Source organism: Paraburkholderia sp. BL6669N2, from assembly GCF_003387275.1.
Classification (GTDB): Bacteria; Pseudomonadota; Gammaproteobacteria; order Burkholderiales; family Burkholderiaceae; genus Paraburkholderia.
Genome location: NZ_QUNA01000001.1, coordinates 2,867,179 through 2,893,626 on the forward strand (window position 1 = coordinate 2,867,179; position 26,448 = coordinate 2,893,626).

Below are 26,448 nucleotides of genomic sequence, written 5' to 3' on the forward strand. Positions count from 1 at the left end.
AAGCATTAAAACGATACCGCATGAGCCGCGCCCCGAAACTGACGTTGAATCTGCAATTCCCCGCCGCCAGGACCTGGCCGGAACACAAGGCGCTGCTGCCGCGCGCCACCGTGGCCGGCTGGATCAAGGCGGCGCTGTTCGCGGACGGCGAACTGACGGTGCGTTTCGTCGATGCCGAAGAAGGCCGCACGCTGAACCGCACCTATCGCGGCAAGGATTATTCGACCAACGTGCTGACCTTCGCCTACGCCGAATCGGAAGACGATCCCGTGACGGGCGACCTGATCCTGTGCTGTCCGGTGGTCGAGAAAGAAGCCGCCGAACAGGGCAAACCGCTCATCGCGCATTACGCGCATCTGCTCGTGCACGGCACGCTCCACGCCCAGGGCTACGACCACGAAGTCGAGGAAGAAGCCGAGGAAATGGAAGCCATCGAAACGGAAATCCTCGGCAAGCTCGGCTTTCCCGATCCGTACCGGTAGGCGTCGATCACCCGCGCGTCGCCAATGTCCAATCCGTTCGAAACCATCGTGAGCATCTCTTCTCCTGAAGCCGACACCCGAACACCGTGCCCGGACTATCCGCCGGCGCTCGGCGAATCGCGGCTTCTGACGGACGAGGAGTTGCGCGCGTCGCTCGAATGCACGTTGCGCGACTGGGACCGCAAGAGCGACCTTTGGCTCTTCGGTTACGGGTCGCTGATCTGGAATCCCGGCCTGCCTACCGTCGAAGCCACTCGTTCGAAGGTCCACGGCTATCACCGCGGGCTCTATCTGTGGTCGCGCGTGAATCGTGGCACGCCCGAACAGCCCGGCCTCGTGCTGGCGCTCGATCGCGGCGGCTCGTGCACCGGCATCGCATTCCGGCTCGCGGCCGAAGGCTCGATGCCGCATCTCGAAGCGCTCTGGCGCCGCGAAATGGCGATGGGCTCGTACCGCCCGGCGTGGCTGCCTTGCGTGCTCGCCGACGGCCGGCGCGTCGACGCACTCGCCTTCGTCATGCGCCGTGACGTGCCCAGCTACACCGGCAAGCTGCGCGACGACATTGTCAAGACCGTGTTCGGCTGCGCGAGCGGGCGCTACGGCACCACGCTCGACTACGTCAGCCGGACAGTCCATGCGCTGCGTGAGAGCGGCATGCCCGACCGCGCGCTCGAAGCGCTGCTCGAACGGTGCCGCGAGGAAAGCCGCGAAGCGAACGTGAAAGCGGGCCAGAAAGCAGACCAGAAATGACCGCGGCGAACGGCGCTTTTTTTCCCGAAAACGCTTTTCCGCGCGTAATCAGTTAGGATTGACCCACGCCCGTCCTCACGGCGGAGCCGCTTCACCCCAGCTTCACTCATCGCCCAGCCGGGCGGGACACGGTCCTGCCATGTGCCTGGTGTATCCTTAATGCTCTGCAACAGCGCGCCCAGTCTTGCCGGGCGCACTACCATGAACGACACGTATCCCAGTCGACGCGAACTCGACAAACCGCAGGAAAAGCGCTCACTCCTCGAGCGTCTGACCGACTTCATCTCGCCCGAGCCCGACTCGCGCGCCGAACTTCTGGAAATTCTGCAGGATGCGCACGAGCGCAACCTGATCGACGCCGACTCGCTGTCGATGATCGAAGGCGTATTCCAGGTGTCCGAACTCAGCGCGCGCGACATCATGGTGCCGCGGGCGCAAATGGACGCGATCAATATCGCGGAGAATCCCGCCGAATTCATCCCCTACGTGCTGGAAAAAGCGCACTCGCGCTATCCGGTCTACGAGGGCAATCGCGACAACATCATCGGTGTGCTGCTGGCCAAAGACCTGCTGCGCTATTACGCCGAAGAAGAGTTCGACGTGCGCGGCATGCTGCGCCCCGCCGTGTTCATCCCCGAATCGAAGCGCCTGAACGTGCTGCTGCACGACTTCCGTGTGAATCGCAATCACCTCGCGGTCGTGGTCGACGAATACGGCGGCGTGGCCGGCCTGATCACAATCGAAGACGTGCTGGAACAGATCGTCGGCGATATTGAAGACGAATACGATTTCGACGAGGAAAGCGGCAATATCATCGCCTCGCCGGACGGACGTTTCCGCGTGCGCGCGCTGACCGAAATCGAACAGTTCAACGAGGCCTTCGGCACGCACTATTCGGACGATGAAGTCGACACGATCGGCGGACTCGTCACGCATCATTTCGGACGGGTGCCGCATCGTGGCGAAAAAGTCCGCCTCGACGATCTGATCTTCGAGATTCTGCGCGGCGATGCCCGCCAGATTCACATGCTGCTGGTGCGCCGCGATCCGCTCGCGGGCCAGCGCGAGCGCGAAGCGCAGCACGTGCAGACCTGAGCCCACTTTTCGCTGGGTCTTGTTCCCGCCTCTCCAACTCCTCACGCCGACCGCGCAACAATGGCCGACCCGATGACTTCCCGTTCGCGCCGCAGCGTGAGCGCTTCTGCCGCCCAGCAAACCCTTGGCCGCACGCTGCCGCGCTGGCATTACCTGGTCGCGCTGGCCGCGGGCGCGGGCAATACGCTCTCGTTCGCGCCGACACCGCACGGCGGCTGGCTCGAACTCGCGATCTTCGCGTTCTTCTTCGCCTGGCTCACACGCAGCACCGGCTGGAAAAGCGCGGCGCTGACGGGCGGCGCATTCGGCTTCGGTAATTTCGTGACCGGCGTGTGGTGGCTCTACGTCAGCATGCATTTCTACGGCGGCATGGCGGCGCCGCTCGCCGGCGCGGCCGTCGTGCTGTTCTCGCTGTATCTGGCGATATATCCGGCGCTGGCGGCGGGCGTCTGGTCGTTCTGCGCCGGACACGCGCGCAACGGCGCGGCCGCCGACGACACGCCCTTCTCGCCGACCTGGCATGGCGCGCTAGCGTTCGCGAGCGCGTGGGCAATCGGCGAATGGTTGCGCGGCACGGTGTTCACAGGCTTTCCGTGGCTGGCGAGCGGTTACGCTCAGGTGGACGGTCCGTTTGCCGGCTTTGCACCGGTGGCGGGCGTGTACGGCGTCGGCTGGATGCTGGCGCTGGTGGCCGCGCTAATCGTGCAGGCTTTGCTCGCGTTCCTCTCCTCGCGCAAGCAAAGCCGGGCCGGCAACACCGGCAATAACGGCGCGAAACCGGGCGTGGCGCGCGTCGCCGTGCCGGGCGCGATCGCACTGGCGCTAATCGCCGCCGGCCTGCTGCTGCCGCTCGTGCAATGGACGGTGCCGGCCAACGCGCCGCTGACCGTGCGTCTGCTGCAGGGCAATGTCAAACAGGAAATGAAATTCGAGGAATCCGGCATGCGCGCCGCGATCGATCAGTTTCAACAAATGATCACCTCGAAACCCGCCGATCTGATCGTCACGCCGGAAACCGCCATCCCGGTGCTCGCGCAGCAGTTGCCGGCGCCGTTCGCCTCGGCGGTGCGCAACTTCTCGGACTCGACCGGCAGCGCGATTCTGTTCGGCGCGATCGGCGGCACGATCACGCCGGAAGGCCAGGTAATCGACTATACGAACAGCCTGTTCGGCGTCACGCCCGGCACGCGCGACGTGTATCGCTATGACAAGCACCACCTCGTGCCGTTCGGCGAATTCGTGCCGTGGGGCTTCCGCTGGTTCGTCAATCTGATGAGCATTCCGCTCGGCGATTTCTTCCGTGGCGCGCCGGTGCAGAAGCCATTCATGGTGCACAACCAGCCGGTCGCCGTGGACATCTGCTACGAAGACATTTTCGGCGAGGAGATTGCGCGGACCATCCGCGAAAGCGCTACGCCCGCCGGCGTGCTGGTCAACTCGACCAACCTCGCCTGGTTCGGCGACACGATCGCGCTCGATCAGCATCTGCAGATCGCGCGCATGCGCTCGTTGGAAACCGGGCGCCCGATGCTGCGCGCGACCAACACCGGCATGACCGCCGCGATCGATGCAAATGGCAAGGTGATCGGACGCCTAACGCCTTACACGATCGGCTCGCTCGATGTCACCGTGCAAGGAACCACGGGCAGCACGCCTTACATCACGAGTGGCAATAACACCGTGCTGGCGGTTTCGTTGCTGCTGTTGGCGTTCGGCTTTGCATTCGGGCCGGGCATTACGCGGCGGCGCAACGGCAAGCAATAAGCCGCGCGATCAAGCGCATCGATCCCGCGCGCCGCCGGTATAAAAGCGGCGCGCGCGAATCAAACCAGCGGGAAACACCGCCATAAAAAACGCGCGCCGCGGAATACCGCGAGCGCGCGTTTTATCTCGAATCAAATTTACTGGTTCGAAGCAATGCGCTGCTGAATATGCTGTGCACGCGCCGGCGAAGCCGGATGCGAACTCAACATGCTCGATTTACCGCCATCCAATGCGGCGAGCTTGTTGAATGCCGTCACCAATCCCGACGGATCGAGATTCTTCTTTTTCTGCAAGTCGAACGAATAATCGTCCGCGGCGCTTTCCTGCGTTTGCGAGAATTGCGCGTTAATCAGCTTCTCCGAAAAATCGCCGAGCTGCGAACCGGACAGCGCCCCCGCCACCCCGCCCGCCGACGACGCCACCGAGCGTGCCGCGGAAGTCGCATACGCGACCTGCATCGCCTTTCTCGTGTGGCCGAGCGCCACGTGGCCCATTTCATGGCCCACCACGCCGCGCACTTCGTTGTCGTTCATCATGTCCATCAGACCGCTGTAGACGCGCACGCAGCCGTTGGCCATGGCCCACGCGTTGACGTCTTTGGTCATATACACCTTGTAGTTCACCGGCGTGCCGTTGATGTTGTCGCCCAGTTGCGCGGCGATCTTGTTCAGCCGCTTCTGGTAGTTGCTGTTCGCGGCGGCAATCTTGTTTTCGCTGTCGAGTTGCGCGCACGACTTGTCAGTCAGGGCGCGCACGTCGGCGTCGCTCAGCGTGGCAGCCTGAGTGGCCATCTGGCCGGACTTGATCAGCGCGGACGGATCGACGTTGCCGACATTCGAGCACGCTGCAAATAAAGCGCAGGCGGAAACGGCAATGGCAAGGCGGTACGATTTCATGGTGGAAGTCTCTCTACGATGTTATTCGTTTCTGCGGCGCGCTTTTAATGCACCGCCTGTTCGCAACAGGTTTCATATCGGCAGGAAAAGAAACCGTTATGTAAATTGCATAAACCCGCATGGACGCATTTACAGCCCGCCAAAGACAAAAAAAATGCGCCTGACGGACAGGCGCATTTTTACCACAAACGTAAGCTTTAATTCATGACTCTGGAAGCCTAATGACACTATTTTGCAAACTTTCCGATATGCGGAGGACGTGATTCAAGCCAGCATCGCCTCGCATCCATTTAGCTCACTATTCAGTCGGAAGGCGCCGTATCAATGAACGACTGACGCAGCGAGAGCTTCTGGAAATGTTTGTCCAGGTTCGGATACGGTTCGCGCCAGTTCAATTCCGGCATGCGGAAATCCAGATAACCCAATGCACAACCCAGCGCGATATCGGCGAGCGTGTAGTGATTGGCCGCGCACCACGTCTTGCTGCCCAATCCCTGCGCCATCGCGACCAGGGCTTCGTCGATCTTGCGCTGCTGGCGCGCGACCCAAGCGTCCACGCGCTGCTCCGGAGCGCGCTGCGTGCCTTCGAGGCGAATCAGCACCGCCGCGTCCAGCACGCCGTCGGCGAGCGCTTCCCAGCAGCGAACCTCGACACGCTCACGTCCTGACTGGGGAATCAGCTTGCCGACCGGCGAAAGCGTATCCACGTATTCACAGATCACGCGCGAGTCGAACACTGCTTCGCCATCTTCCATCACGAGGCACGGCACCTTGCCGATCGGATTGAAAGTGTGAATGCGGGTGTCCGGCGCCCAGACATTCTCGGGCACCAGTTCGTAGTCGATCTTCTTATCGGCCAGCACGATCCGCGCTTTACGCACGAACGGACTGGCGAGCGAACCGATGAGTTTCATCATTACCATCTGCCTTTTTCTGAATCCGGCGAAAGTATAAGTGCTTGACGGCGTTCACGAGCGTTCAGAAGCGTCACGCCGGCGCTTCGCGAGCCGCACGGGGACTTGCTGTGGACGGATTGCAACAGCGCCGCCGACGCGGTGGCCGCCGCTTCCAGGAGTATCCCGCGCAAAATAACTCCGCGCATGGGCGCTACAATCGCACGATGAACCAGCCGACCGAACTCACCATCGCCATCGACGTCTACCGCACGCGCCGTGAACGCGTACTCGCCGCGCTGCGGGCAGCGGGCGGCGGCGTCGCCATCGTCCCGACCGCGCCGGAAGCACTACGCAACCGGGACGCCGATTATCCGTATCGGCATGACAGCTACTTCTATTACCTGACCGGTTTCACCGAGCCCGAAGCGCTGCTGGTGCTCGACGCCAGCGCCGCGCCTGGCGAACCGGCGTCGGTGCTGTTCTGCCGCGAGAAAAACGTCGAGCGCGAAACGTGGGAAGGTTTCCGCTTCGGCCCTGACGGCGCGCGCGCCGCCTTCGGTTTCGACGCGGCGTTCGCCATCGGCGAAATCGATACGCAACTGCCGCGACTGCTCGCCGACAAGCCGTCGCTGCATTACGCGCTCGGTGCTTCGGCGCAACTTGACGAGCGGGTGCGCGGCTGGCTCGACGCGGTGCGCGCGCAAAGCCGCGGCGGTGTCGCCGCGCCGGCGGCCGCGCGCGATCTCGTCCCGTTGCTCGACGAGATGCGGCTCATCAAGGACGATCACGAACTCGCCATCATGCGCCGGGCCGGGCAGATTTCCGCCCAGGCGCATCGTCGCGCCATGGCCGCGTGCCATCCGGGCGTGCGCGAGTACGAACTCGAAGCCGAGCTGCTCTATACGTTCCGCAAGTTCGGCGCGCAGGCGCCGGCCTACACGTCGATCGTCGCGGCCGGCGCGAACGCCTGCGTGCTGCACTACCCGGCCGGCAACGCGATTGCCCAGGACGGCGACCTGATCCTGATCGACGCGGCCTGCGAACTCGACGGCTACGCGTCCGACATCACCCGCACCTTCCCCGCGAGCGGCCGCTTCACGCCGGCGCAGCGCGAGCTGTACGACATCGTGCTGGCCGCGCAGCAGGCCGCGATCGACGCCACTCGCACCGGCGCCACCTTCGACGACCCGCACCAGGCCGCCGTGCGCGTGCTGTCGCAGGGTCTGCTCGACACCGGCATCATCGATCGCGCGAAATTCGCCTCGGTCGACGACGTAATCACAGAGCGCGCCTACGCGCCTTTCTACATGCACCGCACCGGCCACTGGCTCGGCATGGACGTGCACGACGTCGGCGACTACCGCGAACGCGGCGCGCCGCGCGACGAAGCGGGCACGCTGCCGTGGCGCACGCTGCAGGCGTCGATGACGCTGACCATCGAGCCCGGCCTGTATATCCGGCCGACCGAAGGCGTGCCCGAGCGCTACTGGAACATCGGCATCCGTATCGAGGACGACGCCATCGTCACGCCGACCGGTTGCGAACTGATGACCCGCGAGGTGCCGGTCGCCGCCGACGAAATCGAGGCGCTGATGCAGGAAGCCCGCGCGGCATATGAATCAAGGAAGTAACCCGCAATGAACGACGTTTCCCAGTCGACGGTGATCCTGAAGCCCGCCGCGGCCGGCCAGCCCTTCGATTTCGACGTGACGATCGTCGGCGCCGGTCCGGTCGGGCTGGCGCTGGCCGGCTGGCTGGCGCGCCGCAGCGCGACACGGGAGTTGAAGATCGCGCTCGTCGACGCGCGCGAGCCGGAAGATTCGATTGCCGATCCGCGCGCAATCGCCGTGTCGCACGGCAGCCGGATGATCCTGGAGCCGCTGCGCTGGCCCGCCGACGCCACCGCGATCCAGCGCATCCACGTCTCGCAGCGCGGGCACTTCGGCCGCACGCTGATCGATCATGGCGAGCACGGCTTGCCGGCGCTCGGCTACGTGCTGCGCTATGGCTCGATCGTGCACGGTCTCGCCGAGGCGGTCCACGCGACCTCGGTGCATTGGTTCCGCTCCACTTCGGCTGCGGCGCCGACGCAGGAATTCGACGGCGTCACGCTGCCGATCGAAACCGCGGGCGTCACGCGTCAGTTGCGCACGCGCATTCTGGTGAATGCCGAAGGCGGCCTGTTCGGCGATCAGAAGTCTGCTAAACGCGCGGCAAAACGCGCCGACAGGGACACGCGCATGAGTACGGACGAGGAAGTCGGCCACGACCGCGGCGAAAGCAGCGGCTACGACGACAGAACCGGCAGCCGAGCCGCGGATAGCGCGGCGAAAACCGCTGATCAGCACAGCGGCCGGGACGGCGACGCCGTGCGCCGCGCCGGCCGAGGCGCCGTCGAACCGGGCTCGCGCGACTATGGACAAACCGCGCTGGTCGGCACGGTGACTGTTTCCGCGCCGCAACCGCACGTGGCGTGGGAGCGCTTCACGTCGCAAGGGCCCATCGCATTGCTGCCGATGGGCGGCGTGCGCGGCGCCGACTACGCGCTGGTCTGGTGCTGCACGCCCGATGAAGCCGCGCGCCGCGCGCAACTCTCCGACGAAGACTTCCTGCGCGAACTCGGCACCGCGTTCGGTGACCGCATGGGCCGTTTCACGCACATCAAGGGACGCGCGTCGTTCCCGTTGGGACTGAACGCGGTGGAAACGCTGGTGAACGGTCACATCGTCGCGATCGGCAACGCGGCGCAGACGCTGCATCCGGTCGCGGGCCAAGGTCTGAATCTGGGTCTGCGCGACGCGCACGCGCTCGCCGACGCCTTGTCGGCGGAAGGTCCGACCCCGCTCGCGCTGGCCACCTTCGCGCAACGCCGCGCGCTCGACCGGCGCTTGACGATCGGCGCAACGGACACGCTCGCTCGTCTCTTTACCGTCGACTTCGCGCCGCTGGCCGTCATGCGCGGCCTCGCTCTTACCGCGCTCGAATTCCTGCCGCCGGTAAAAACCGCGCTGGCACGGCAAATGATGTTCGGACAGCGCCGCTAGGCGCGCCGCGCGCTCGCGCCGCGCGGCCTTTTTGCCCGTCGCGCAAGGGTCGGCGCTGGCAGCGCCGGTTCTATGAACCGGCGCACTTTCATAGAAGATTTAATGGGTTACGACAGTCACATGTCGGGTGCCGGGTATCCGTTAACGCTAAAATAGCGGTTTTCTCTCGCATTTCGCGAACGCTCCGATTGACAGAAAATTGAGCAATCGGCTGCGCCCGCGTCCACCGCGTCTCACGTTATGCCCACTCTCGGCCCCCACAATCTGCGTAATAACCTGTTCGTCGCGCCTATGGCCGGCGTGACCGACCGGCCGTTCCGGCAACTGTGCAAACGGCTGGGCGCGGGCTATGCGGTGTCGGAAATGGTCGCCTCGAACGCGCAGTTGTGGAAAAGCGAGAAGACCATGCGCCGCGCCAACCACGCGGGCGAGGTCGAGCCGATCGCCGTGCAGATCGCCGGCGCCGATCCGGCCATGATGGCCGAAGCGGCCCGCTACAACGTGGCGAACGGCGCGCAGATCATCGACATCAACATGGGCTGCCCGGCCAAGAAAGTGTGCAACGTGGCGGCAGGTTCAGCCCTGTTGCAGAACGAGCCGCTGGTCCAGCGCATCGTCGAGGCCGTGGTCGGCGCCGTGGGCGTCGGGCCCGACGCGGTGCCCGTCACGCTGAAGATTCGCACGGGCTGGGATCGCGAGAACAAGAATGCGCTGAACGTCGCGCATCTGGCCGAAGCCGCCGGCATTTCCATGCTGACCGTGCACGGGCGCACGCGCGCCGACCTGTACCACGGCGACGCCGAATACGAGACCATCGCCGCGGTGAAAGCGGCGGTGCGCATTCCGGTGGTCGCCAACGGCGACATTACCTCGCCGCACAAGGCGCGCGAGGTGCTCGCCGCCACCGGCGCGGACGCCATCATGATCGGCCGCGCCGCGCAAGGGCGCCCATGGCTGTTCCGCGAGATCGAGTACTTCCTGCAAACGGGCGAGTTGCTGCCGCCGCCGCGCATCGACGAAATCCAGCAGGTGATGAACGAGCACCTGGAAGACCACTACGCGTTCTACGGGGAATTTACCGGTGTCCGCACTGCGCGTAAGCACATCGGCTGGTACACTCGCGGCCTTTCTGGCGCCAACGTGTTCCGGCATCGCATGAATACGCTGGACACCACGCGCGAACAACTCCTCGCCGTCAACGAATTCTTCGACGCCCAAAAGGCGATCTCAGACCGTCTCGTCTACGTCGACGAGACGCTCAACGAAAACGGCGAGCCGGACCAAACCGACCGACTAGCAGCATGAGCAAGAACAATATCGAACAATCTGTCCGCGACAGCCTGGGAATGTATTTCCAGGACCTCGACGGCTCTAATCCGCACGACGTCTACGACATGGTCATTTCCTGCGTAGAAAAACCCTTGCTCGAAGTGGTGCTCGAGCAGGCCGGCGGCAATCAATCGCTGGCCGCCGAGTATCTCGGCATCAACCGCAATACGCTGCGCAAGAAACTGCAACAGCACGGGTTGTTGTAGTTCGTTGTAGTTTCAGGCGCCCTGCCACGTTTCCCTTCGGCTTTTCGTCTTCATCATGATCAAGCAAGCGCTCATCTCCGTTTCCGACAAGTCCGGCATTGTCGACTTTGCCAAGTCGCTGTCGGACCTCGGCGTCAAGATCCTGTCGACCGGCGGCACCGCGAAACTACTCGCGGACGCGGGTCTCTCCGTCACCGAAGTCGCCGATTACACGGGCTTCCCGGAAATGCTGGACGGGCGCGTGAAAACGCTGCATCCGAAGGTGCACGGCGGCATTCTCGCGCGCCGCGATCTGCCGGAACACATGGCAGCGCTTGAAAAGCACGACATTCCGACCATCGACCTGCTGGTGGTGAATCTGTACCCGTTCGTGCAGACCGTGTCGAAAGAAGAATGCTCGCTGGAAGACGCGATCGAGAATATCGACATTGGCGGCCCGACCATGCTGCGGTCGGCCGCGAAGAACCATCGCGACGTGACGGTGGTGGTCGATCCGGCCGACTACGCGGTCGTGCTCGACGAAATGCGCGCGAACAGCAATGCCGTGTCGTACAAGACCAACTTCCGCCTCGCCACCAAAGTATTCGCGCACACCGCGCAATATGACGGCGCGATCACGAACTATCTGACGAGCCTGACCGACGAGTTGCAACACTCGTCGCGCAACACGTATCCGGCGACGTTCAACCTCGCGTTCGAGAAGGTGCAGGATCTGCGCTACGGCGAAAACCCGCATCAGAGCGCGGCGTTCTACCGCGACCTGTCGGTGCCGGCCGGCGCGCTGGCGAACTACAACCAGTTGCAAGGCAAGGAACTGTCGTACAACAACATTGCGGATTCGGACGCAGCGTGGGAATGCGTGAAGACTTTCGACGTGCCGGCCTGCGTGATCGTCAAGCACGCAAATCCGTGCGGCGTGGCGCTCGGTGCGGATGCGCACGATGCATACGCCAAGGCGCTGCAGACCGATCCGACCTCGGCGTTCGGCGGCATCATCGCCTTCAACCGGGAAGTGGACGAAGCCGCGGCGCAAGCCGTAGCCAAGCAGTTCGTCGAAGTGCTGATCGCGCCGTCGTTCAGCGCCGAAGCGCGCCAGGTGTTCGCGGCCAAGCAGAATGTGCGTCTGCTGGAAATCGCGCTGGGCGAAGGCCATAACGCGTTCGATCTGAAGCGCGTGGGCGGCGGCCTGCTGGTGCAATCGCTCGACTCGAAGAACGTGCAGCCGCACGAATTGCGCGTGGTCACGAAGCGTCATCCGACGCCGAAGGAAATGGACGATCTGCTGTTCGCGTGGCGCGTGGCGAAGTTCGTGAAGTCGAACGCCATCGTGTTCTGCGGCAACGGCATGACGCTCGGCGTCGGCGCCGGCCAGATGAGCCGCGTGGACTCCGCGCGCATCGCCAGCATCAAGGCGCAGAATGCCGGTTTGACGCTCGCCGGTTCGGCGGTGGCGTCGGATGCGTTCTTCCCGTTCCGCGACGGCCTCGACGTGGTGGTGGCGGCAGGCGCAACCTGCGTGATTCAGCCGGGCGGCTCGATGCGCGATGATGAAGTGGTTAGCGCGGCGGATGAACACAATATCGCGATGGTGCTGACGGGCGTGCGACATTTCCGGCATTGATTTGGGGGTTGGCAGTGGCGCCGGGTTCTTGTTGAAACCGGGGTTGCTGGTGAAGGTTGAGGTTTAGGGAAACGGCCTGGCGGAATTATTCGCCGGGCCGTTTTTTTGGCGTGGCGTTGGGGGGGCCTTTGGTGCGGCTCTTGTGCCGCGTGTGCCGGTTGTGTCGCTTGTGCCGGTTGTGTCGCGTGTGCCGCTTGGTCCGGCTCTGCCGTGCGCGCGCTCCGCGTTGCGCGTCGCTCAGTCGTCCGGTTCCTTTCTCGCATAGCCGCCGCTCACATCAGCGTGTTGGCTGATATAAGTGCTGAGCCCCTGCCCGCGTTGCGCGAGACGTTTCAACGCAGCGACATGCCGTGCGCCGACGCTGGCCTCGGTGTACCAATACACCACACCGTGCCTGAAGCGGACTGCGACGAAATCGTCGCCAATTTCATACGCCTCGACGCCCGAGTCGCCGCTGAGATTCCGATAGCGCTCCATGTGCGAATGCCTCCTTGCAGCCCATCCAGCAGTTTTAATTCCGCCGACATCGCCGCGCGCCGATCGCCACGCGGCGCGGGTGTTGTAGTATCGCAAGCACCTGGTTTTTACCGCATTTGCGGCACCTCATGAGAATTCTCGGCATCGACCCCGGCCTGCGCGTGACCGGCTTCGGCGTGATCGACCAAAGCGGCCACAAGCTCAGCTATGTCGCAAGCGGCGTCATCAAAACCGCCGACGCCGATTTGCCGTCGCGTCTGGGCACTATCTTCGAAGGCATCTCCACATTGATCCGCCAGCACTCGCCGGATCAGTCGGCGATTGAAAAAGTGTTCGTCAACGTCAATCCGCAATCCACCTTGCTGCTCGGCCAGGCGCGCGGCGCGGCGATCTGCGGACTGGTCGCGGGTGGCGTGCCGGTCGCCGAATATACGGCCCTGCAATTGAAACAGGCCGTGGTGGGCTACGGCCGCGCAACCAAAGAGCAGATGCAACAGATGGTGGTGCGCCTGCTCAATCTCTCCGGCGTACCCGGCACCGACGCCGCCGACGCGCTCGGCATGGCAATCTGCCACGCACACGGCGGCACGACGCTAAGCACGTTGGGCGGCATTGCGCCTTCGCTGGCGAAGAAGGGGCTGCGGGTGAGGCGCGGACGTTTGGTGGGGTAATTTACGCGTAACTCGCTGTCCACTCGGCGCTCACGCGCTGCGCTACACTCGCCCTTTCTCTCGAGATTGAATTCGCCATGATCGGTCGCATTGCCGGCGTTCTGCTGGAAAAAAACCCGCCGCATCTGCTCATCGACTGCAACGGCGTCGGTTACGAAGTCGATGTGCCCATGAGCACGTTTTACAACCTGCCCTCCACCGGCGAGCGCGTCGTGTTGCTCACGCAGATGATCGTCCGCGAAGATGCGCATCTGCTGTACGGCTTCGGCACCGCCGAGGAACGCTCGACGTTCCGCGAACTGCTGAAAATCTCCGGCATCGGCGCGCGCATGGCCTTGGCGGTGCTGTCGGGCATGAGCGTGCATGAACTCGCGCAGACCGTCACGATGCAGGACGCGGCGCGTCTGACGCGCGTGCCGGGCATCGGCAAGAAAACGGCGGAGCGCTTGCTCCTCGAACTAAAGGGCAAGATCGGCGCCGACCTGGGCGCGATGGCGGGCGCGGCGTCGGCATCCGACCACGCCTCCGATATCCTGAACGCACTGCTCGCATTGGGTTACTCCGAAAAAGAAGCGTTGGCCGCCGTCAAAAACGTGCCGGCCGGCACCGGCGTTTCCGAGGGCATCAAGCTCGCGTTGAAGGCGCTGTCCAAGGGCTGAAGCTCAATCTTCGGTTCGACATGCGAGCGACAGCTAAAGCTTCGCACACGCCCGCACGCAGCGCACCCTGGCCATTCGGCCGAGTTTCGCGGCAGGCGGCTCGCGGTACAATGAACGCATGATCGAAACCGACAAACTCGCCGCCGAGCGCATCATCGCGGCCACGCCCGTCTCGCCGAACGAAGAAGCGTTCGAGCGCGCGTTGCGTCCGCGCCAGCTCGAAGAATATGTCGGGCAGGAAAAAGTCCGCGGCCAACTGGAAATCTTTATCGAGGCCGCCAAGCGCCGTTCCGAATCGCTCGACCACGTCTTGCTGTTCGGGCCGCCGGGCCTCGGCAAAACCACGCTGGCGCACATCATCGCGCGGGAAATGGGCGTGAATTTGCGGCAAACGTCCGGACCGGTGCTCGAGCGCGCCGGCGACCTCGCCGCGCTGCTCACCAATCTCGAAGCCAACGACGTTTTGTTCATCGACGAAATCCACCGGCTCTCGCCGGTCGTCGAAGAAATTCTCTATCCGGCGTTGGAGGATTATCAGATCGACATCATGATCGGCGAAGGGCCGGCCGCGCGCAGCGTGAAGCTGGACCTGCAACCGTTCACGCTGGTCGGCGCGACCACGCGCGCGGGCATGCTGACCAACCCGCTGCGCGACCGCTTCGGCATCGTGGCGCGGCTCGAGTTTTATAACGCCGAGGAATTGGCGCGCATCGTCACGCGTTCGGCGTCGCTGCTTCATGCACAGATCCATCCTGACGGCGCGTTCGAGATCGCCAAGCGCGCGCGCGGCACGCCGCGGATCGCGAACCGCTTGCTGCGCCGTGTGCGTGACTTCGCCGAAGTGAAGGCCGACGGCAACATCACCGCGCAAGTGGCCGACGCCGCACTCAAGATGCTCGACGTGGATGCAGTCGGCTTCGACCTGATGGACCGTAAGCTGCTCGAAGCAATTCTGCACAAGTTCGACGGCGGCCCGGTCGGCGTCGACAATCTGGCGGCGGCAATCGGCGAAGAGCGCGACACTATTGAAGACGTGCTCGAACCGTATCTGATCCAGCAAGGCTTCCTGCAACGCACGCCGCGCGGCCGCGTCGCCACGCTGCTCACGTATCGGCATTTCGGCCTCGCCGCGCCGGATTCGTCGAGCGGCCTGCCGGGTCTATGGGATTCGGCCGCGACCTGAGCGGCACACGTCACGCCCCACGAGACCGAATCAGGATGTCCGACCAAACCAGTCAGCCCAACTCGTCCAACGGACTCGCGCATCTTCTCACCGGCAGGCTCCGCTCGAAACTGGCCGCCGGCGTCACGCATCTGACAAGCGGCAGCGGTCCCACGCTCGACTACTCGTCGCCTCCAGGCGACCCTGGTCTGTTCGGCCCGGACTCGGTGTGCTGGAAAGTCCACGCCGATTTCACATCCATGATGACAGGCGGCATCAGCGCGCTTCTGCTCCAGGCGCTGCACCCGCTGGCGCTCGCCGGCGTGTGGGACCATTCGACGTTTCGCACGGATATTCTTGGCCGCCTGCGCCGCACCGCGACGTTTATCGCGGGCACGACTTTCGGCAGCCGGCGCGACGCACTGGCGCTGATCGAACGCGTGAAGCACATTCATCTTGGCGTGAACGGCGTCGCGCCTGACGGCCGGCCCTATCGCGCAAGCGAACCCGCGCTGTTGACGTGGGTGCATGTCGCCGAAGTATCGAGCTTCATGACCGCGCACTTGCGCTATGTGAATCCATCGCTGCCGATCGCCGCGCAGGATCAGTACTTCATGGAGACGGCACGAATTGCGGAAATGCTCGGCGCGTCGGACATTCCGCGTTCGCGCGCCGAGATCGACGCTTATTTGCTCGCGATGCAGCCCGGGCTTTTCGCCAGCGAGCGCACGCGCGAAGTCGTGAGGGTTCTGATGAACGCGCCCGCCCCGAGCCTATCGATGCGGCCAGCCGGCGTCTTGATGGTCAACGCCGGCGTCGATCTTCTGCCCGAGTGGGCACAGGCGATGTTGGGATTCCAGCGCTATGCGGTGCTTCGCCGCGTGGTAGCGAGGCCTGGTGTGCGGCTGATCGCGCCGGTCATTCGCTGGGCGCTGGTGAATGGTGTGTCGAAACGGGCGCGCCGGCGCGTCGCCGCTGGCATAAGCGAAACTGAGTAAGGCGAGCGACGGCGCCCGAACGCGCACAAGCTGCGCGATCAAACGTGCGTGACAACAACCGCGTGAATATGCGGTAAATCGCGACACCCATCTTCGGCAGCCCGAATTCGCTGGCCGCGTGCGGACGCTCCGAATCAGCCGCGCGAACTCACGCCGCCCAATCGACGCGCGCCAATCACCGCCCCAGCTGCGGCACCTTCTTGAAACTATCATCCTCGCTCGGTGCATCGAGGTGCGAGACGTCCGCCCACGACACAATCGTCGCCTTGCCGTTGTCGAAATCCACCGTGTTCACGCTCGTGTTCAGCAGCGGGTAGTTACGCGGCGCATCGAGCGGCAAACCGCAGGCAAAGCGTCGCACGCAATCGAGCACGCCGCCGTGCGCGACGCAGGCAATCCGCCCACCGGGATGCGCGGCGACCAGTGGTTCGATCGCGTGCAGCACGCGATGGTAGAGCGTGCGCAGCGACTCGCCATCCGGCGGTGCGAAGCCTGCATCGCGGGTTTGCCAGTGCGCGTATTCATCGGGGAAACGCAGGGCGATCTCGTCGCTGTCGTGGCCCTGGAACGCGCCGTAGGAACGCTCGCGCAGACCCTCGCGCAACTGCAGCGGCAAGCTGAGCACGTCGGCGACCGGCTGGGCAGTTTGCTGCGCGCGTTGCAGGTCGCTCGAATAGATCGCGTCGAGGCGTGCGCCCTGCTTCGCCTCATCGACCATGCGGCGCGCCAGGCGCTGCGCTTGCGCGAGCCCCGTGGTAGCGAGCGGAATGTCGATATGACCTTGAATGCGCTTGATGCGGTTCCAGTCGGTCTCGCCGTGCCGGATGAACAGAATCTGCGTCGTCATGGAATAAAAGTGGGCGCCTTGGCCGGTGTTGCCGAGCCGCTATTGTCGCAAAAGCGGCTGGAGGAATGGATGCGCACGCCAAGGTGCGCATTGAAGGACAAAGCTTAGGCGTTCGTCTTTAGCCAGAACGTGACCGGCCCGTCGTTGACGAGCGAGACCTGCATGTCGGCGCCGAACTCGCCGGTCTCGACGATCGGATGTTTCACGCGCGCCGTCGCGACGAAGTAGTCGAACAGGCGCTTGCCTTCATCCGGCGGCGCGGCCGGCGTAAAGCTCGGACGCAGGCCGCTGTTGGTGTCCGCGGCCAGCGTGAACTGCGACACGAGCAGCAAACCGCCCGCGCGCCCGGCGCCGTCGATATTCTGCACGGAGAGATTCATCTTGCCGGCAGCATCGCTGAACACGCGGTAGCCGAGCACCTTGGCGAGCAGCCGGTCGGCGGCTGCCTCGGTGTCGCCGCGTTCGGCGCACACGAACGCGAGCAGGCCGGCTTCGATCGCGCCCGTCACGCGGTCGGCCACGCGCACTTCCGCGCGCCGCACGCGTTGGATCAGCGCGATCATCGGCTCAAATCCGAAAGCGCCGCTCTAAACATCAGGCTGTCAGCGTAACGCGCGCAAAACGGCGCTTGCCGACCTGCACGATGTACTCGCCGGCTTCGACTTTCAGGCCCTTGTCGGACACGGTCGCGCCGTCGATCTTCACACCGCCCTGCTCGATGTTGCGCAGCGCTTCGCTCGTCGACGGCACGAGATTGGCCTGCTTGAGCAACTGGCCGATGGCGAGCGGCGCGCCCGCAAGCGTCACGGCCGGAATATCGTCCGGCACGCCGCCTTTCGCGCGATGGTTGAAGTCTTCGAGCGCGCGCTCGGCATCGGCTTGCGAGTGGAAGCGCGCGACGATTTCCTGGCCGAGCATCACCTTGAAATCGCGCGGATTACGGCCCCCTTCGATTTCCCTCTTGAACCTGGCGATTTCGTCCATCGGACGGAACGACAGCAGTTCGAAGTAACGCCACATCAGCACGTCGGAAATGCTCATCAGCTTGCCGAACATATCGGTCGGCTTTTCGCTGATGCCGATGTAGTTGTTCTTCGACTTCGACATCTTCTCGACGCCGTCCAGCCCTTCGAGCAGCGGCATCGTCAGGATGCATTGCTGTTCCTGGCCGTATTGCTTCTGCAACTCGCGGCCCACCAGCAGGTTGAATTTCTGGTCCGTGCCACCGAGTTCGAGATCCGCGTTCAGCGCGACCGAGTCGTAGCCTTGCATCAACGGATACAGGAACTCGTGAATCGAGATCGGCACGCCACCCTGAAAACGCTTGGTGAAGTCTTCGCGTTCGAGAATCCGCGCCACCGTGTAGCGTGACGCGAGCTTGATCATGCCATCGGCGCCGAGCGGCATCGACCATTCGCTGTTGTAGCGGATCTCGGTCTTGTCGCGGTCGAGCACGAGCGCGGCCTGATCGAAATACGTTTTCGCGTTCGATTCGATCTGCTCGCGCGTGAGCGGCGGACGCGTGGCGTTGCGGCCCGACGGATCGCCGATCAGCGACGTGAAATCGCCGATCAGGAAGATGACGGTGTGGCCGAGATCCTGCAGCTGACGCATCTTGTTCAACACGACCGTGTGGCCGATGTGGATGTCCGGCGCGGTCGGATCGAGCCCGAGTTTGATACGCAGCGGCGTGCCCGTAGCCGCGCTCTTCGCGAGTTTTTGCGCGAATTCGTCTTCGATCAGCAGTTCGTCGACACCGCGTTTGGTGACGGCGAGGGCGTGACGGACTTCGTCGGTGATCGGGAAGGCGGCAGCGGGATTAGGCTTGGTGGACTCGGTGCTCATGCTGGAAACGTGAAGTCGCGAAAAAAGGAGATTGTCCCATAGATGCGCGCCGCCGCGCCCAATGAGGCACCTAAGAACGCCGCGCCGGTGCACGATTTCTCCGTTCAACGTCGTGCCACCCGCGTCGCGACGCTTTATATTCGACCGCGCTTCACCCGATAATCTGCTACAACGAATCGCAACGAACCATCGAGAGGAGCAGCAACGTGGCGCAAGACCCCGCAGACGGCATCTACTTTGGATTGATGTCCGGCACCAGCATGGACGGCGTGGACGGCGTGGCCGTCAGGTTCGCGCAAGGCAAGCCGCCGGTGGTGCTGGCCGAGGCGTTCGTCGGCTTTGCCGCGGGCCTGCGCGATGCATTGTTCGCGCTCCAGCAACCCGGCGACAACGAGATCGAGCGCGAGGCGCTCGCCGCCAATGCGCTCGCCACGCGTTACGCCGTGTGTTGCCACGACCTGCTGCACAACAGCCGCGTGCCCGCCGCGGAGGTGCGCGCAATCGGCGTGCATGGGCAGACGGTGCGGCATCGGCCGGAAAAGGGTTATACGCGGCAAATCAACAATCCGGCATTGCTCGCGGAAATGATGCATATCGACGTGATCGCCGATTTCCGCAGCCGCGACGTCGCGGCCGGCGGCCAGGGCGCGCCGCTCGTGCCGGCGTTTCACGCCACGGTGTTTGGGGCGAAAAACGAAACGCGCGTGGTTTGCAATCTCGGCGGCATCAGCAATATCACGATTCTGAACGCGACCGGCAGCGTGCGCGGCTTCGACTGCGGGCCGGCCAATGCGCTGCTCGACGAGTGGGCGCAACGCCATCTCGGCAAACCATTCGACGAGAACGGCCATTTCGCGGCGGGCGGCCAGGTGGATCGCACGCTGTTGAACATCTTGCTCGATGAGCCCTTTTTCGCGCAACAGCCGCCGAAGAGCACCGGCCGCGACCTGTTCAACGCGGAATGGCTCGACGCGAAGCTGCAGCCATTCGCCGGACTCGCCCCCGCCGACGTGCAAGCGACGCTGGTGGCGCTCACGGCGGTGACAGTCGCGCGCGAAATCGAACGACACGCGTCGGATGCGAGAGCGGTCTATGTCTGCGGCGGCGGCGCGCGCAATCCGGAGATCCTGAAGGCCTTGCAGCAGGCGCTGGAAGAAAGCGGCGTGAGCGGCGTACCCGTCATGACGACGGATGCGCTCGGCGTGCCGCCAAGCCAGGTCGAGCCGCTGGCGTTCGCCTGGCTTGCGATGCGCTGCGTGGCGCGTTTGCCGGGCAATCTGCCGGCGGTGACGGGCGCGTCGGCCGAGCGCGTGCTAGGGGCGATCTATCCGCGGTGACCGATGCACAGTTTATTGGTGCTAGAAATGAAAACGGGGCCGAAGCCCCGTTTTCATTTCAACCTGTTGCTCAACGAGCCAATCACACCGAGAACGACGAACCACAACCACAAGTGGTCGTAGCATTCGGGTTCTTGATGACGAACTGCGCGCCGTTGATGTCGTCCTTGTAGTCGATCTCAGCGCCGACCAGGTACTGGTAGCTCATGGAATCGATCAGCAGCTGGACGCCGCTCTTGTTCATGACGGTGTCGTCTTCGTTGACGGCTTCGTCGAAGGTAAAACCGTACTGAAAGCCCGAGCAGCCGCCGCCCTGCACGAAAACGCGCAGTTTGAGGTCCGCATTGCCTTCTTCTTCGATCAGTTGCTTGACCTTGTCAGCCGCTGCGTCGGTAAAAACGAAGGGGGCGGGCATCTCGGTCACGGGTGTATCGGTGACTGCGTTCATTCGAACTCTCCAAAAAGCTTCTAACCGCTATTGTAGGGCTGATCTCGATATCGTGCTGAAGCCCACAAAATCAATGGGTTCTTCCAGCAAATTGATGGACGGCGCATTTCTGCCGCCGCCAGCCCCGCCAGGCGGGATACATCGCCGCTTTGGCGACGAGTTCGTTGCGGTAGCACCGGGAGCACTGAGCCGCGAACCCATGAAAAAAAGCCGCCAACGCGAAAGCGTGGGCGGCTTTTACAGCGCGCCAGCCCGAAAGCCGGCTCGCGCCCGAAGCGATTAACGCTTCGAGAATTGCTTCCTGCGACGTGCCTTGTGGAAGCCGACCTTCTTACGTTCGACTTCACGTGCGTCACGCGTAACGAAGCCTGCCTTCGACAGTTCCGGCTTCAGCGTTGCGTCGTAGTCCATCAGCGCGCGCGTGATGCCGTGGCGAACCGCACCGGCTTGACCCGTTTCACCGCCACCGTTCACGTTGACTTTGATGTCGAACGTAACGCCGTGGTTCGTGAGTTCCAGCGGCTGACGCACGATCATGAGCGACGTTTCGCGCGAGAAGTAATCGGCGATAGGCTTGCCGTTTACAATGATCTCGCCCTTGCCAGCCTTGATGAAGACGCGTGCGACGGCGCTCTTGCGGCGGCCCGTGCCGTAATTCCAGTTACCGATCATGTGGGCTCCCCTTAGATCTCGAGCGCTTTCGGCTGTTGTGCCGAATGCGGATGCGTTGCTTCAGCGTAGACCTTCAGCTTCTTGATCATCGCGTAGCCGAGCGGGCCCTTCGGCAGCATGCCCTTGACCGCTTTCTCGAGCGCGCGGCCCGGGAAGCGTTCTTGCATCTTGCCGAACGTCGTTTCATAGATACCGCCCGGGTAGCCCGAGTGACGGTAGTACTTCTTGTCAGTAGCCTTGTTGCCCGTGACGCGCAACTTACCCGCGTTGATAACGATGATGAAATCACCGGTGTCGACGTGCGGAGTGAATTCAGGCTTGTGCTTGCCGCGAAGACGGTGTGCCACTTCGCTGGCGACACGCCCGAGAACCTTATCCGTCGCGTCAATCACGTACCATTCACGCGTAACCTCATGGGCTTTTGCGGAAAACGTCTTCATGATCGATCCAAAAAAATTGCTGCGCCCAATGTGTTTTTTCCTGCTTGTAGTGTGCGCATCGAGGCGCGTGCAGGCTCTCCCTGGTTCTTCCTCCGCGGGCGCGGATGCGGAAAAGCCCTGAATTATAAAGGAATTTGCTACGGCAAGTCAAAACGTACGGGAATGTGCGCGAGATTTCGCGGCGATCCGGCTATTGGAAGCGCGATTTGACGCACTATCGCGCCCGAGCGCGCAGGACGCGGGCGAAAAAAAACCCGAACGAGCGGTTCGGGTTTAATCCACCAAAGGAGGAGGTGGAGGAGACAGAAACGATTATATGAGCCGACCTTGTGCGATGCAAGAACATTTGCATTGCGAAACGTGATTTCATAATGTGAAAGTCAACTTTCTCGGCGCCATGTCGCAAATTTTCCTTTGAAATCAAACGCTAAATACCGCTTGCGCGACCATGCCGTTAGTTGTCATCTAGAGTAAAACCCCTAACCGTGTCAGGGCCTTCCCGAATCGGCTGAACATGCCGCAGCGCAACACGCAAGCCGCATCCGGCATAACTGGAAGCAAAAGTCGCCTCGGGCAGACACTCAACCACCGGGCTACAATGCCCTTTCGATAAAGTAACGCGCGGTGGAGCACAGCATGGAATGCAAGGTGAGCTGGATGGGACAGGACGGGATGGCGTTCGCAGCCGAGACGGGCAGCGGTCATCTGGTGGCAATGGACGGCGCGCCTGAAGGCGGCGGCCGCAACCTCGCGCCGCGTCCGATGGAAATGGTTTTGCTCGGCACGGGCGGCTGCACCGCCTACGACGTCGTGATGATCCTGAAGAAAAGCCGTCAGGAAATCAGCGATTGCTCGGTGACGCTGAAGGCCGAACGCGCCAGCGAAGATCCCAAAGTGTTCACCAAGATCCACTTTCACTTCACGGTGACGGGCAAAAATCTGAACCCGGCCACTGTGGAACGCGCGATCAACCTGTCGCACGATAAATACTGCTCGGCGTCGATCATGATCGCCAAGACTGCTGAGTTGACGCACTCGTTCGACATCGTCGCGGGCTGATTGCCGCCTCACGGCGACCGCGGCGCGGGTGCCGAACGAACACTCGCCGCCCTGCACGCGCACTAAAAGAAAAATGCCGGCGTCCAGATGGACGCCGGCATTTTTTGTCAGGTGGCAAAGCAAGCCGATAAGCCGGATTCTGTGCACGCGCAACGTCCGAAGACGCGACGCGCGTGGCAGCCATTCCTCTAGGCGCGCCATTGCTGACGCGCTCAAGCTTCCTACCCGCAGACGTGACAGGGGCCCCGTCCTGCATCTCGAAGATGCTAGCCTGCCTACTTGGAATTGCTCCGGGTGGAGGTTACCGTGCCGGTCTGCCTTGCAGCAGCCGCGGTGCGCTCTTACCGCACCGTTTCACCCTTACCTGATCCCGGCTTGCGCCGGGCCATCGGCGGTTTGCTTTCTGTTGCCCTGTTCCGCGTGTTGCCACGGATGGCCGTTAGCCATCACCCTGCCCTGTGGAGTCCGGACTTTCCTCGCCCTCTTCGGCCGAAACCTCGGAGGCCGCGACTGCCTGGCCTGCTTTGCTGGGGCGGATTTTAACATCAGCGGGACGGACGGCCCGGTTTAACCGCTGAAATAGCCGAACGGCCAGGAGAATCCGAGGTCAGTTTCCGCGTCGGAATCCGAACGCACCTGCCGCGCTCAACGCGCACGCCGCCCCGAGCGAAACACGGAGGTGTCGTCGTAAAACTCGCGCGACTCGTTCTCCGGCCACCAACCCGGAACACCCAGCACCGGCAACGGCGCAAACATGCGGCTTGTCAGCGCATCGGTATTCAGCAGCGCCGCCGCGACGGAGTCGTCCAGCCAGGCGTCTCGCTTCGCAGCATCCCAGTCGAAATACACGGCCGGCACTTCGACGATCCAGGCATGCCCCGTGCAAGCCTTGAACGGCGCAATCAGCTTCTCCATCAGCGCATGGCCGAAACATCGCACTTCGCAACTCGCCCCCCATGCATCGCGCCGGGCCACCAGCAGCGTATGCCAGTCGAACCCACGCAAGGCCTCGCTCAAAGCAGGATCAGCGCAAGCGAACAGCAGCGCGTTCTCGTCGAACAGGGTTAGCGCATCGCGCACGCCGCCGCGGGTCGGACCGACGCCCAACACGTCGATGGCCGCCGACTGCCGCGCGTTCAGCACCGATTTGATACGCGGAAAGGCGAACCACATCGACGCATTGAAGAAGTCGTGCAGATTGTGGCGCGTCGGCACGCAGCCGGTCGACGCGATATGCGCCTCGTACGCCGCGCCGGCAGGCAAATCATCTTGCGCGATGAACGCAAGGCGCTGACCGCGCCCGGTGATCTGCCGCATCTCACCGGCATCGGCGTTCATCTCGGCGAGCAATGCCGCGTAGCTCGTCAGGGCCGCTTGCTGCCAGCGCTTGCCGCGTTCGGCAAAAGGCGCGAACCACGGCCGGGTCCAGTCGATTGCAGCAAAGCCCGTCGGCTCCGCCTCGTGCGCCTGCATCTTGCTGAGCCTTAAACCAGCCGCCAGCCAATCGACTCGCCGCCGCGCAGCGGCACGACCGGCGTATCGCCGACCGGCAGTTCAGCCGGCAGCGTCCATTCCTCGCGGCGCAGCGTGACCTTCTCTTCACTGCGCGGCAGGCCGTAGAAGTCTGCGCCGAAAAAGCTCGCGAAGCCCTCGAGCTTGTCGAGCGCGTTGGCCTGGTCGAATGCTTCCGTGTAGAGCTCCAAAGCGTGCAGCGCCGTATAGCAACCCGCGCAGCCGCACGCGTGCTCTTTCAGCCCCTTCGGATGCGGCGCACTATCCGTGCCGAGGAAGAAACGCGGATTGCCCGAGGTCGCCGCTTCGACCAGCGCCACGCGATGCGTCTCCCGCTTCAACACCGGCAGACAGTAGTAATGCGGCCGAATGCCGCCCTGGAAGATCGCGTTGCGGTTGTACAGCAGGTGATGCGCCGTAATCGTCGCGCCCAGCAGTTCCGGCGCCGCGCCGGCTTCGCGGATATAGTCCACCGCGTCTTTCGTGGTGATGTGCTCGAACACCACCTTCAGCGCCGGAAACTCGCGGCGCAACGGCGTCATGACCCGGTCGATGAACACCTTCTCGCGGTCGAACAGATCGATCGACGAATCCGTCACTTCGCCGTGCACGAGCAGCGGCATGCCGACTTCCTGCATGACCTCAAGCGTTTTCGCGCATTTCATGATGTCGGTGACGCCCGCGTCAGAATTGGTCGTCGCGCCCGCCGGATACAGCTTCACGCCATGCACGAAGCCGCTTTCGCGCGCGCGGCGGATTTCGTCGGGCGGCGTGTTGTCGGTGAGGTACAGCGTCATCAGCGGTTCGAATTTCGCGCCTTCGGGAATCACGGCGACGATCCGCTCGCGATACGCCTGCGCCATCGCGGTGGTCGTGACCGGCGGTTTCAGGTTCGGCATGATGATCGCGCGGCCGAACTGGCGCGCGGTGTCCGGCAACACGGCCGCCAGCATTGCGCCGTCGCGGACGTGCAGGTGCCAGTCATCCGGACGGGCGAGCGTGATGGAGTCGATGGAAGCGTTGGAAGCGGTCATGGCGGCGGGGGACGAGATTCGACGACAAAAGCCAATCTATGCGGTCAATCCGCAACGTTGCGGCATAAACACGTGTCAATTTTGCTATTTGGCGTTTCTGGCTCGGTGATATGCTTGGAAAATCATCATTGTAACGGCTCGCCCCGTTCACAGGCTTACCCGCAACATGTGCCAACTTCTTGGAATGAACTGCGCCGCGCCAACGGACGTCACGTTCTCGTTCACCGGCTTTGCGGCGCGCGGCGGCGTCACCGATCACCACGCCGACGGCTGGGGTATCGCCTTCTTCGAAGACAAAGCCTGCCGCCTGTTCATCGACCATCAATCGTCGGCGACCTCGCCGATTGCCGAAATGGTCAAGCGCTACCCGATCAAATCGAAGAACACGATCGCGCATATTCGCAAAGCGACGCAAGGGCACATCCTGCTGGAAAACTGCCACCCGTTCATGCGCGAACTGTGGGGCCGTCACTGGATCTTCGCGCATAACGGCGACCTCAAGGATTATTCGCCGGCGCTATCGGGCGTGTATCAGCCGGTTGGCACAACCGACAGCGAACTCGCTTTCTGCGCGCTGCTTGAAGGCCTGCGCAAGGCGTTTCCCGGCGCGCAGCAACCGCCGCTCGACGAACTGTTTGCCGCGCTCGAAACCCTCACGCGTGAAATCACACAGTTCGGCGTGTTCAATTTCCTGATGTCGAATGGCCAGGCGCTGTTCGCGCATTGCTCCACGCATCTGCACTACATCGTGCGGCGCTGGCCGTTTTCCACTGCGCATCTCGTCGACGCCGACGTGTCGATCGATTTCGCCAAATACACGACGCCCGAAGACCGCGTCGCGGTGATCGCCACCAAGCCGCTGACCGACAACGAAGTGTGGACCGCCTTCGAACCGGGCGATCTGATGATGTTCCAGCACGGCGACGTGATCGGCCGCGTCAATGTGCCAGTGCCGGCTTCGGTACTGGAAAAGCTGCGCAATCCGGCTTTGGATGCGTCGGCGTCGGCGAGTACGATCGCGGCTTCGACTGGCTCGTCGCCCGATGCGCAAGCCGAGGTCGATCTGGAAGCCGCAGACGACGCGGCTGCGTTCGAATCCTGAGCGAGCGAGCACTCGCTGGAAAACGAATCGCCAGAAACAACAAAGCCGCTTCTTCCGAAGCGGCTTTTTTCTGCCCGCGCCACGCCGCGACGCGTGAACTGC

Annotated in this window: 27 protein-coding genes and 1 other RNA gene; 16 read left to right on the forward strand and 12 right to left on the reverse strand. The window is 63.2% G+C overall.

Going from position 1 to position 26,448, the window contains the following annotated elements; all coding sequences use genetic code 11:
- Positions 1–20: 20 nt before the first annotated feature.
- From ybeY to lnt, 4 genes are all read left to right on the forward strand, one after another.
- Positions 21–482 (forward strand): rRNA maturation RNase YbeY, encoded by a 462-nt coding sequence (gene ybeY / locus B0G80_RS12970; protein WP_116118259.1) that lies wholly within the window; start codon positions 21–23, stop codon positions 480–482.
- 24 nt (positions 483–506) lie between these two features.
- Positions 507–1,232 (forward strand): gamma-glutamylcyclotransferase, encoded by a 726-nt coding sequence (locus B0G80_RS12975; RefSeq protein WP_258878885.1) that lies wholly within the window; start codon positions 507–509, stop codon positions 1,230–1,232.
- A gap of 201 nt (positions 1,233–1,433) precedes the next feature.
- Positions 1,434–2,327: an HlyC/CorC family transporter gene (locus B0G80_RS12980; protein ID WP_116118260.1), complete on the forward strand. Its 894-nt coding sequence runs from the start codon at positions 1,434–1,436 to the stop codon at positions 2,325–2,327.
- A 60-nt stretch (positions 2,328–2,387) separates the two neighbouring features.
- A complete protein-coding gene (gene lnt / locus B0G80_RS12985) occupies positions 2,388–4,091 on the forward strand; it encodes an apolipoprotein N-acyltransferase (RefSeq protein ID WP_116118261.1) in 1,704 nt (567 codons plus the stop codon).
- 137 nt (positions 4,092–4,228) lie between these two features.
- On the opposite strand, the gene B0G80_RS12990 is transcribed toward lnt, so the two are convergent.
- Complete coding sequence (locus B0G80_RS12990; RefSeq protein ID WP_116118262.1) at positions 4,229–4,987, reverse strand: M48 family metallopeptidase; 759 nt, start codon at positions 4,985–4,987, stop codon at positions 4,229–4,231.
- Positions 4,988–5,289: 302 nt separating this feature from the next.
- Positions 5,290–5,904: a glutathione S-transferase C-terminal domain-containing protein gene (locus B0G80_RS12995; protein WP_181919950.1), complete on the reverse strand. Its 615-nt coding sequence runs from the start codon at positions 5,902–5,904 to the stop codon at positions 5,290–5,292.
- Positions 5,905–6,107: 203 nt separating this feature from the next.
- Between B0G80_RS12995 and B0G80_RS13000 the strand changes: the two genes are divergently transcribed.
- The 5 genes from B0G80_RS13000 to purH all read left to right on the forward strand — a co-directional run bounded on the left by B0G80_RS13000 (position 6,108) and on the right by purH (position 12,083).
- Positions 6,108–7,514: an aminopeptidase P N-terminal domain-containing protein gene (locus B0G80_RS13000; RefSeq protein ID WP_116119643.1), complete on the forward strand. Its 1,407-nt coding sequence runs from the start codon at positions 6,108–6,110 to the stop codon at positions 7,512–7,514.
- A 6-nt stretch (positions 7,515–7,520) separates the two neighbouring features.
- Complete coding sequence (locus tag B0G80_RS13005) at positions 7,521–8,927, forward strand: UbiH/UbiF/VisC/COQ6 family ubiquinone biosynthesis hydroxylase (protein WP_116118264.1); 1,407 nt, start codon at positions 7,521–7,523, stop codon at positions 8,925–8,927.
- A gap of 240 nt (positions 8,928–9,167) precedes the next feature.
- A complete protein-coding gene (dusB, locus tag B0G80_RS13010; protein WP_116118265.1) occupies positions 9,168–10,232 on the forward strand; it encodes a tRNA dihydrouridine synthase DusB in 1,065 nt (354 codons plus the stop codon).
- A complete protein-coding gene (locus B0G80_RS13015; RefSeq protein WP_007180440.1) occupies positions 10,229–10,462 on the forward strand; it encodes a Fis family transcriptional regulator in 234 nt (77 codons plus the stop codon). Before dusB ends, B0G80_RS13015 begins: the two co-directional genes overlap by 4 nt.
- A 55-nt stretch (positions 10,463–10,517) precedes the next feature.
- A complete protein-coding gene (purH, locus tag B0G80_RS13020; protein ID WP_116118266.1) occupies positions 10,518–12,083 on the forward strand; it encodes a bifunctional phosphoribosylaminoimidazolecarboxamide formyltransferase/IMP cyclohydrolase in 1,566 nt (521 codons plus the stop codon).
- A 237-nt stretch (positions 12,084–12,320) separates the two neighbouring features.
- On the opposite strand, the gene B0G80_RS13025 is transcribed toward purH, so the two are convergent.
- A complete protein-coding gene (locus B0G80_RS13025) occupies positions 12,321–12,560 on the reverse strand; it encodes a hypothetical protein (protein WP_116118267.1) in 240 nt (79 codons plus the stop codon).
- A gap of 128 nt (positions 12,561–12,688) precedes the next feature.
- Here B0G80_RS13025 and ruvC point away from each other — a divergent pair, with 128 nt between their 5' ends.
- The 4 genes from ruvC (at position 12,689) to B0G80_RS13045 (ending at position 16,050) form a co-directional block, all read left to right on the forward strand.
- Positions 12,689–13,231, forward strand: a complete 543-nt coding sequence (gene ruvC / locus B0G80_RS13030; RefSeq protein ID WP_106284025.1) for a crossover junction endodeoxyribonuclease RuvC — start codon at positions 12,689–12,691, stop codon at positions 13,229–13,231.
- A 77-nt stretch (positions 13,232–13,308) separates the two neighbouring features.
- On the forward strand, positions 13,309–13,890 hold the full coding sequence (gene ruvA / locus B0G80_RS13035) for a Holliday junction branch migration protein RuvA (protein WP_106284023.1): 582 nt from the start codon (positions 13,309–13,311) through the stop codon (positions 13,888–13,890).
- 118 nt (positions 13,891–14,008) lie between these two features.
- Positions 14,009–15,073 (forward strand): Holliday junction branch migration DNA helicase RuvB, encoded by a 1,065-nt coding sequence (gene ruvB / locus B0G80_RS13040; RefSeq protein ID WP_106284022.1) that lies wholly within the window; start codon positions 14,009–14,011, stop codon positions 15,071–15,073.
- A gap of 35 nt (positions 15,074–15,108) precedes the next feature.
- Positions 15,109–16,050, forward strand: a complete 942-nt coding sequence (locus B0G80_RS13045) for an oxygenase MpaB family protein (RefSeq protein ID WP_116118268.1) — start codon at positions 15,109–15,111, stop codon at positions 16,048–16,050.
- Positions 16,051–16,225: 175 nt separating this feature from the next.
- On the opposite strand, the gene B0G80_RS13050 is transcribed toward B0G80_RS13045, so the two are convergent.
- From B0G80_RS13050 to tyrS, 3 genes are all read right to left on the reverse strand, one after another.
- Positions 16,226–16,897: a histidine phosphatase family protein gene (locus B0G80_RS13050; RefSeq protein ID WP_116118269.1), complete on the reverse strand. Its 672-nt coding sequence runs from the start codon at positions 16,895–16,897 to the stop codon at positions 16,226–16,228.
- Between the two features lie 104 nt (positions 16,898–17,001).
- Positions 17,002–17,460, reverse strand: coding sequence for a D-aminoacyl-tRNA deacylase (gene dtd, locus B0G80_RS13055; protein WP_116118270.1), 459 nt, complete (start codon positions 17,458–17,460; stop codon positions 17,002–17,004).
- 31 nt (positions 17,461–17,491) lie between these two features.
- Entirely contained in the window at positions 17,492–18,742 is a 1,251-nt protein-coding gene (gene tyrS / locus B0G80_RS13060; protein ID WP_116118271.1) for a tyrosine--tRNA ligase, read from the reverse strand.
- 206 nt (positions 18,743–18,948) lie between these two features.
- Here tyrS and B0G80_RS13065 point away from each other — a divergent pair, with 206 nt between their 5' ends.
- On the forward strand, positions 18,949–20,079 hold the full coding sequence (locus tag B0G80_RS13065; RefSeq protein WP_116118272.1) for an anhydro-N-acetylmuramic acid kinase: 1,131 nt from the start codon (positions 18,949–18,951) through the stop codon (positions 20,077–20,079).
- 82 nt (positions 20,080–20,161) lie between these two features.
- On the opposite strand, the gene erpA is transcribed toward B0G80_RS13065, so the two are convergent.
- From erpA to rplM, 3 genes are all read right to left on the reverse strand, one after another.
- On the reverse strand, positions 20,162–20,527 hold the full coding sequence (erpA, locus tag B0G80_RS13070; protein ID WP_007180424.1) for an iron-sulfur cluster insertion protein ErpA: 366 nt from the start codon (positions 20,525–20,527) through the stop codon (positions 20,162–20,164).
- Between the two features lie 279 nt (positions 20,528–20,806).
- On the reverse strand, positions 20,807–21,199 hold the full coding sequence (gene rpsI / locus B0G80_RS13075) for a 30S ribosomal protein S9 (RefSeq protein ID WP_007180423.1): 393 nt from the start codon (positions 21,197–21,199) through the stop codon (positions 20,807–20,809).
- Positions 21,200–21,210: 11 nt separating this feature from the next.
- Entirely contained in the window at positions 21,211–21,639 is a 429-nt protein-coding gene (gene rplM, locus B0G80_RS13080) for a 50S ribosomal protein L13 (protein ID WP_007180422.1), read from the reverse strand.
- A gap of 636 nt (positions 21,640–22,275) precedes the next feature.
- Between rplM and B0G80_RS13085 the strand changes: the two genes are divergently transcribed.
- Positions 22,276–22,698 (forward strand): OsmC family protein, encoded by a 423-nt coding sequence (locus B0G80_RS13085; protein ID WP_064268831.1) that lies wholly within the window; start codon positions 22,276–22,278, stop codon positions 22,696–22,698.
- Positions 22,699–22,810: 112 nt separating this feature from the next.
- On the opposite strand, the gene rnpB is transcribed toward B0G80_RS13085, so the two are convergent.
- From rnpB to pyrC, 3 genes are all read right to left on the reverse strand, one after another.
- An RNA gene (rnpB, locus tag B0G80_RS13090) (RNase P RNA component class A) lies at positions 22,811–23,224 on the reverse strand.
- A gap of 119 nt (positions 23,225–23,343) precedes the next feature.
- Positions 23,344–24,171, reverse strand: a complete 828-nt coding sequence (locus tag B0G80_RS13095; RefSeq protein WP_116118273.1) for a DUF3025 domain-containing protein — start codon at positions 24,169–24,171, stop codon at positions 23,344–23,346.
- Between the two features lie 11 nt (positions 24,172–24,182).
- On the reverse strand, positions 24,183–25,244 hold the full coding sequence (gene pyrC, locus B0G80_RS13100; protein ID WP_116118274.1) for a dihydroorotase: 1,062 nt from the start codon (positions 25,242–25,244) through the stop codon (positions 24,183–24,185).
- 166 nt (positions 25,245–25,410) lie between these two features.
- Between pyrC and B0G80_RS13105 the strand changes: the two genes are divergently transcribed.
- Entirely contained in the window at positions 25,411–26,346 is a 936-nt protein-coding gene (locus B0G80_RS13105) for a class II glutamine amidotransferase (RefSeq protein WP_116118275.1), read from the forward strand.
- The last annotated feature ends 102 nt before the right edge of the window (positions 26,347–26,448 follow it).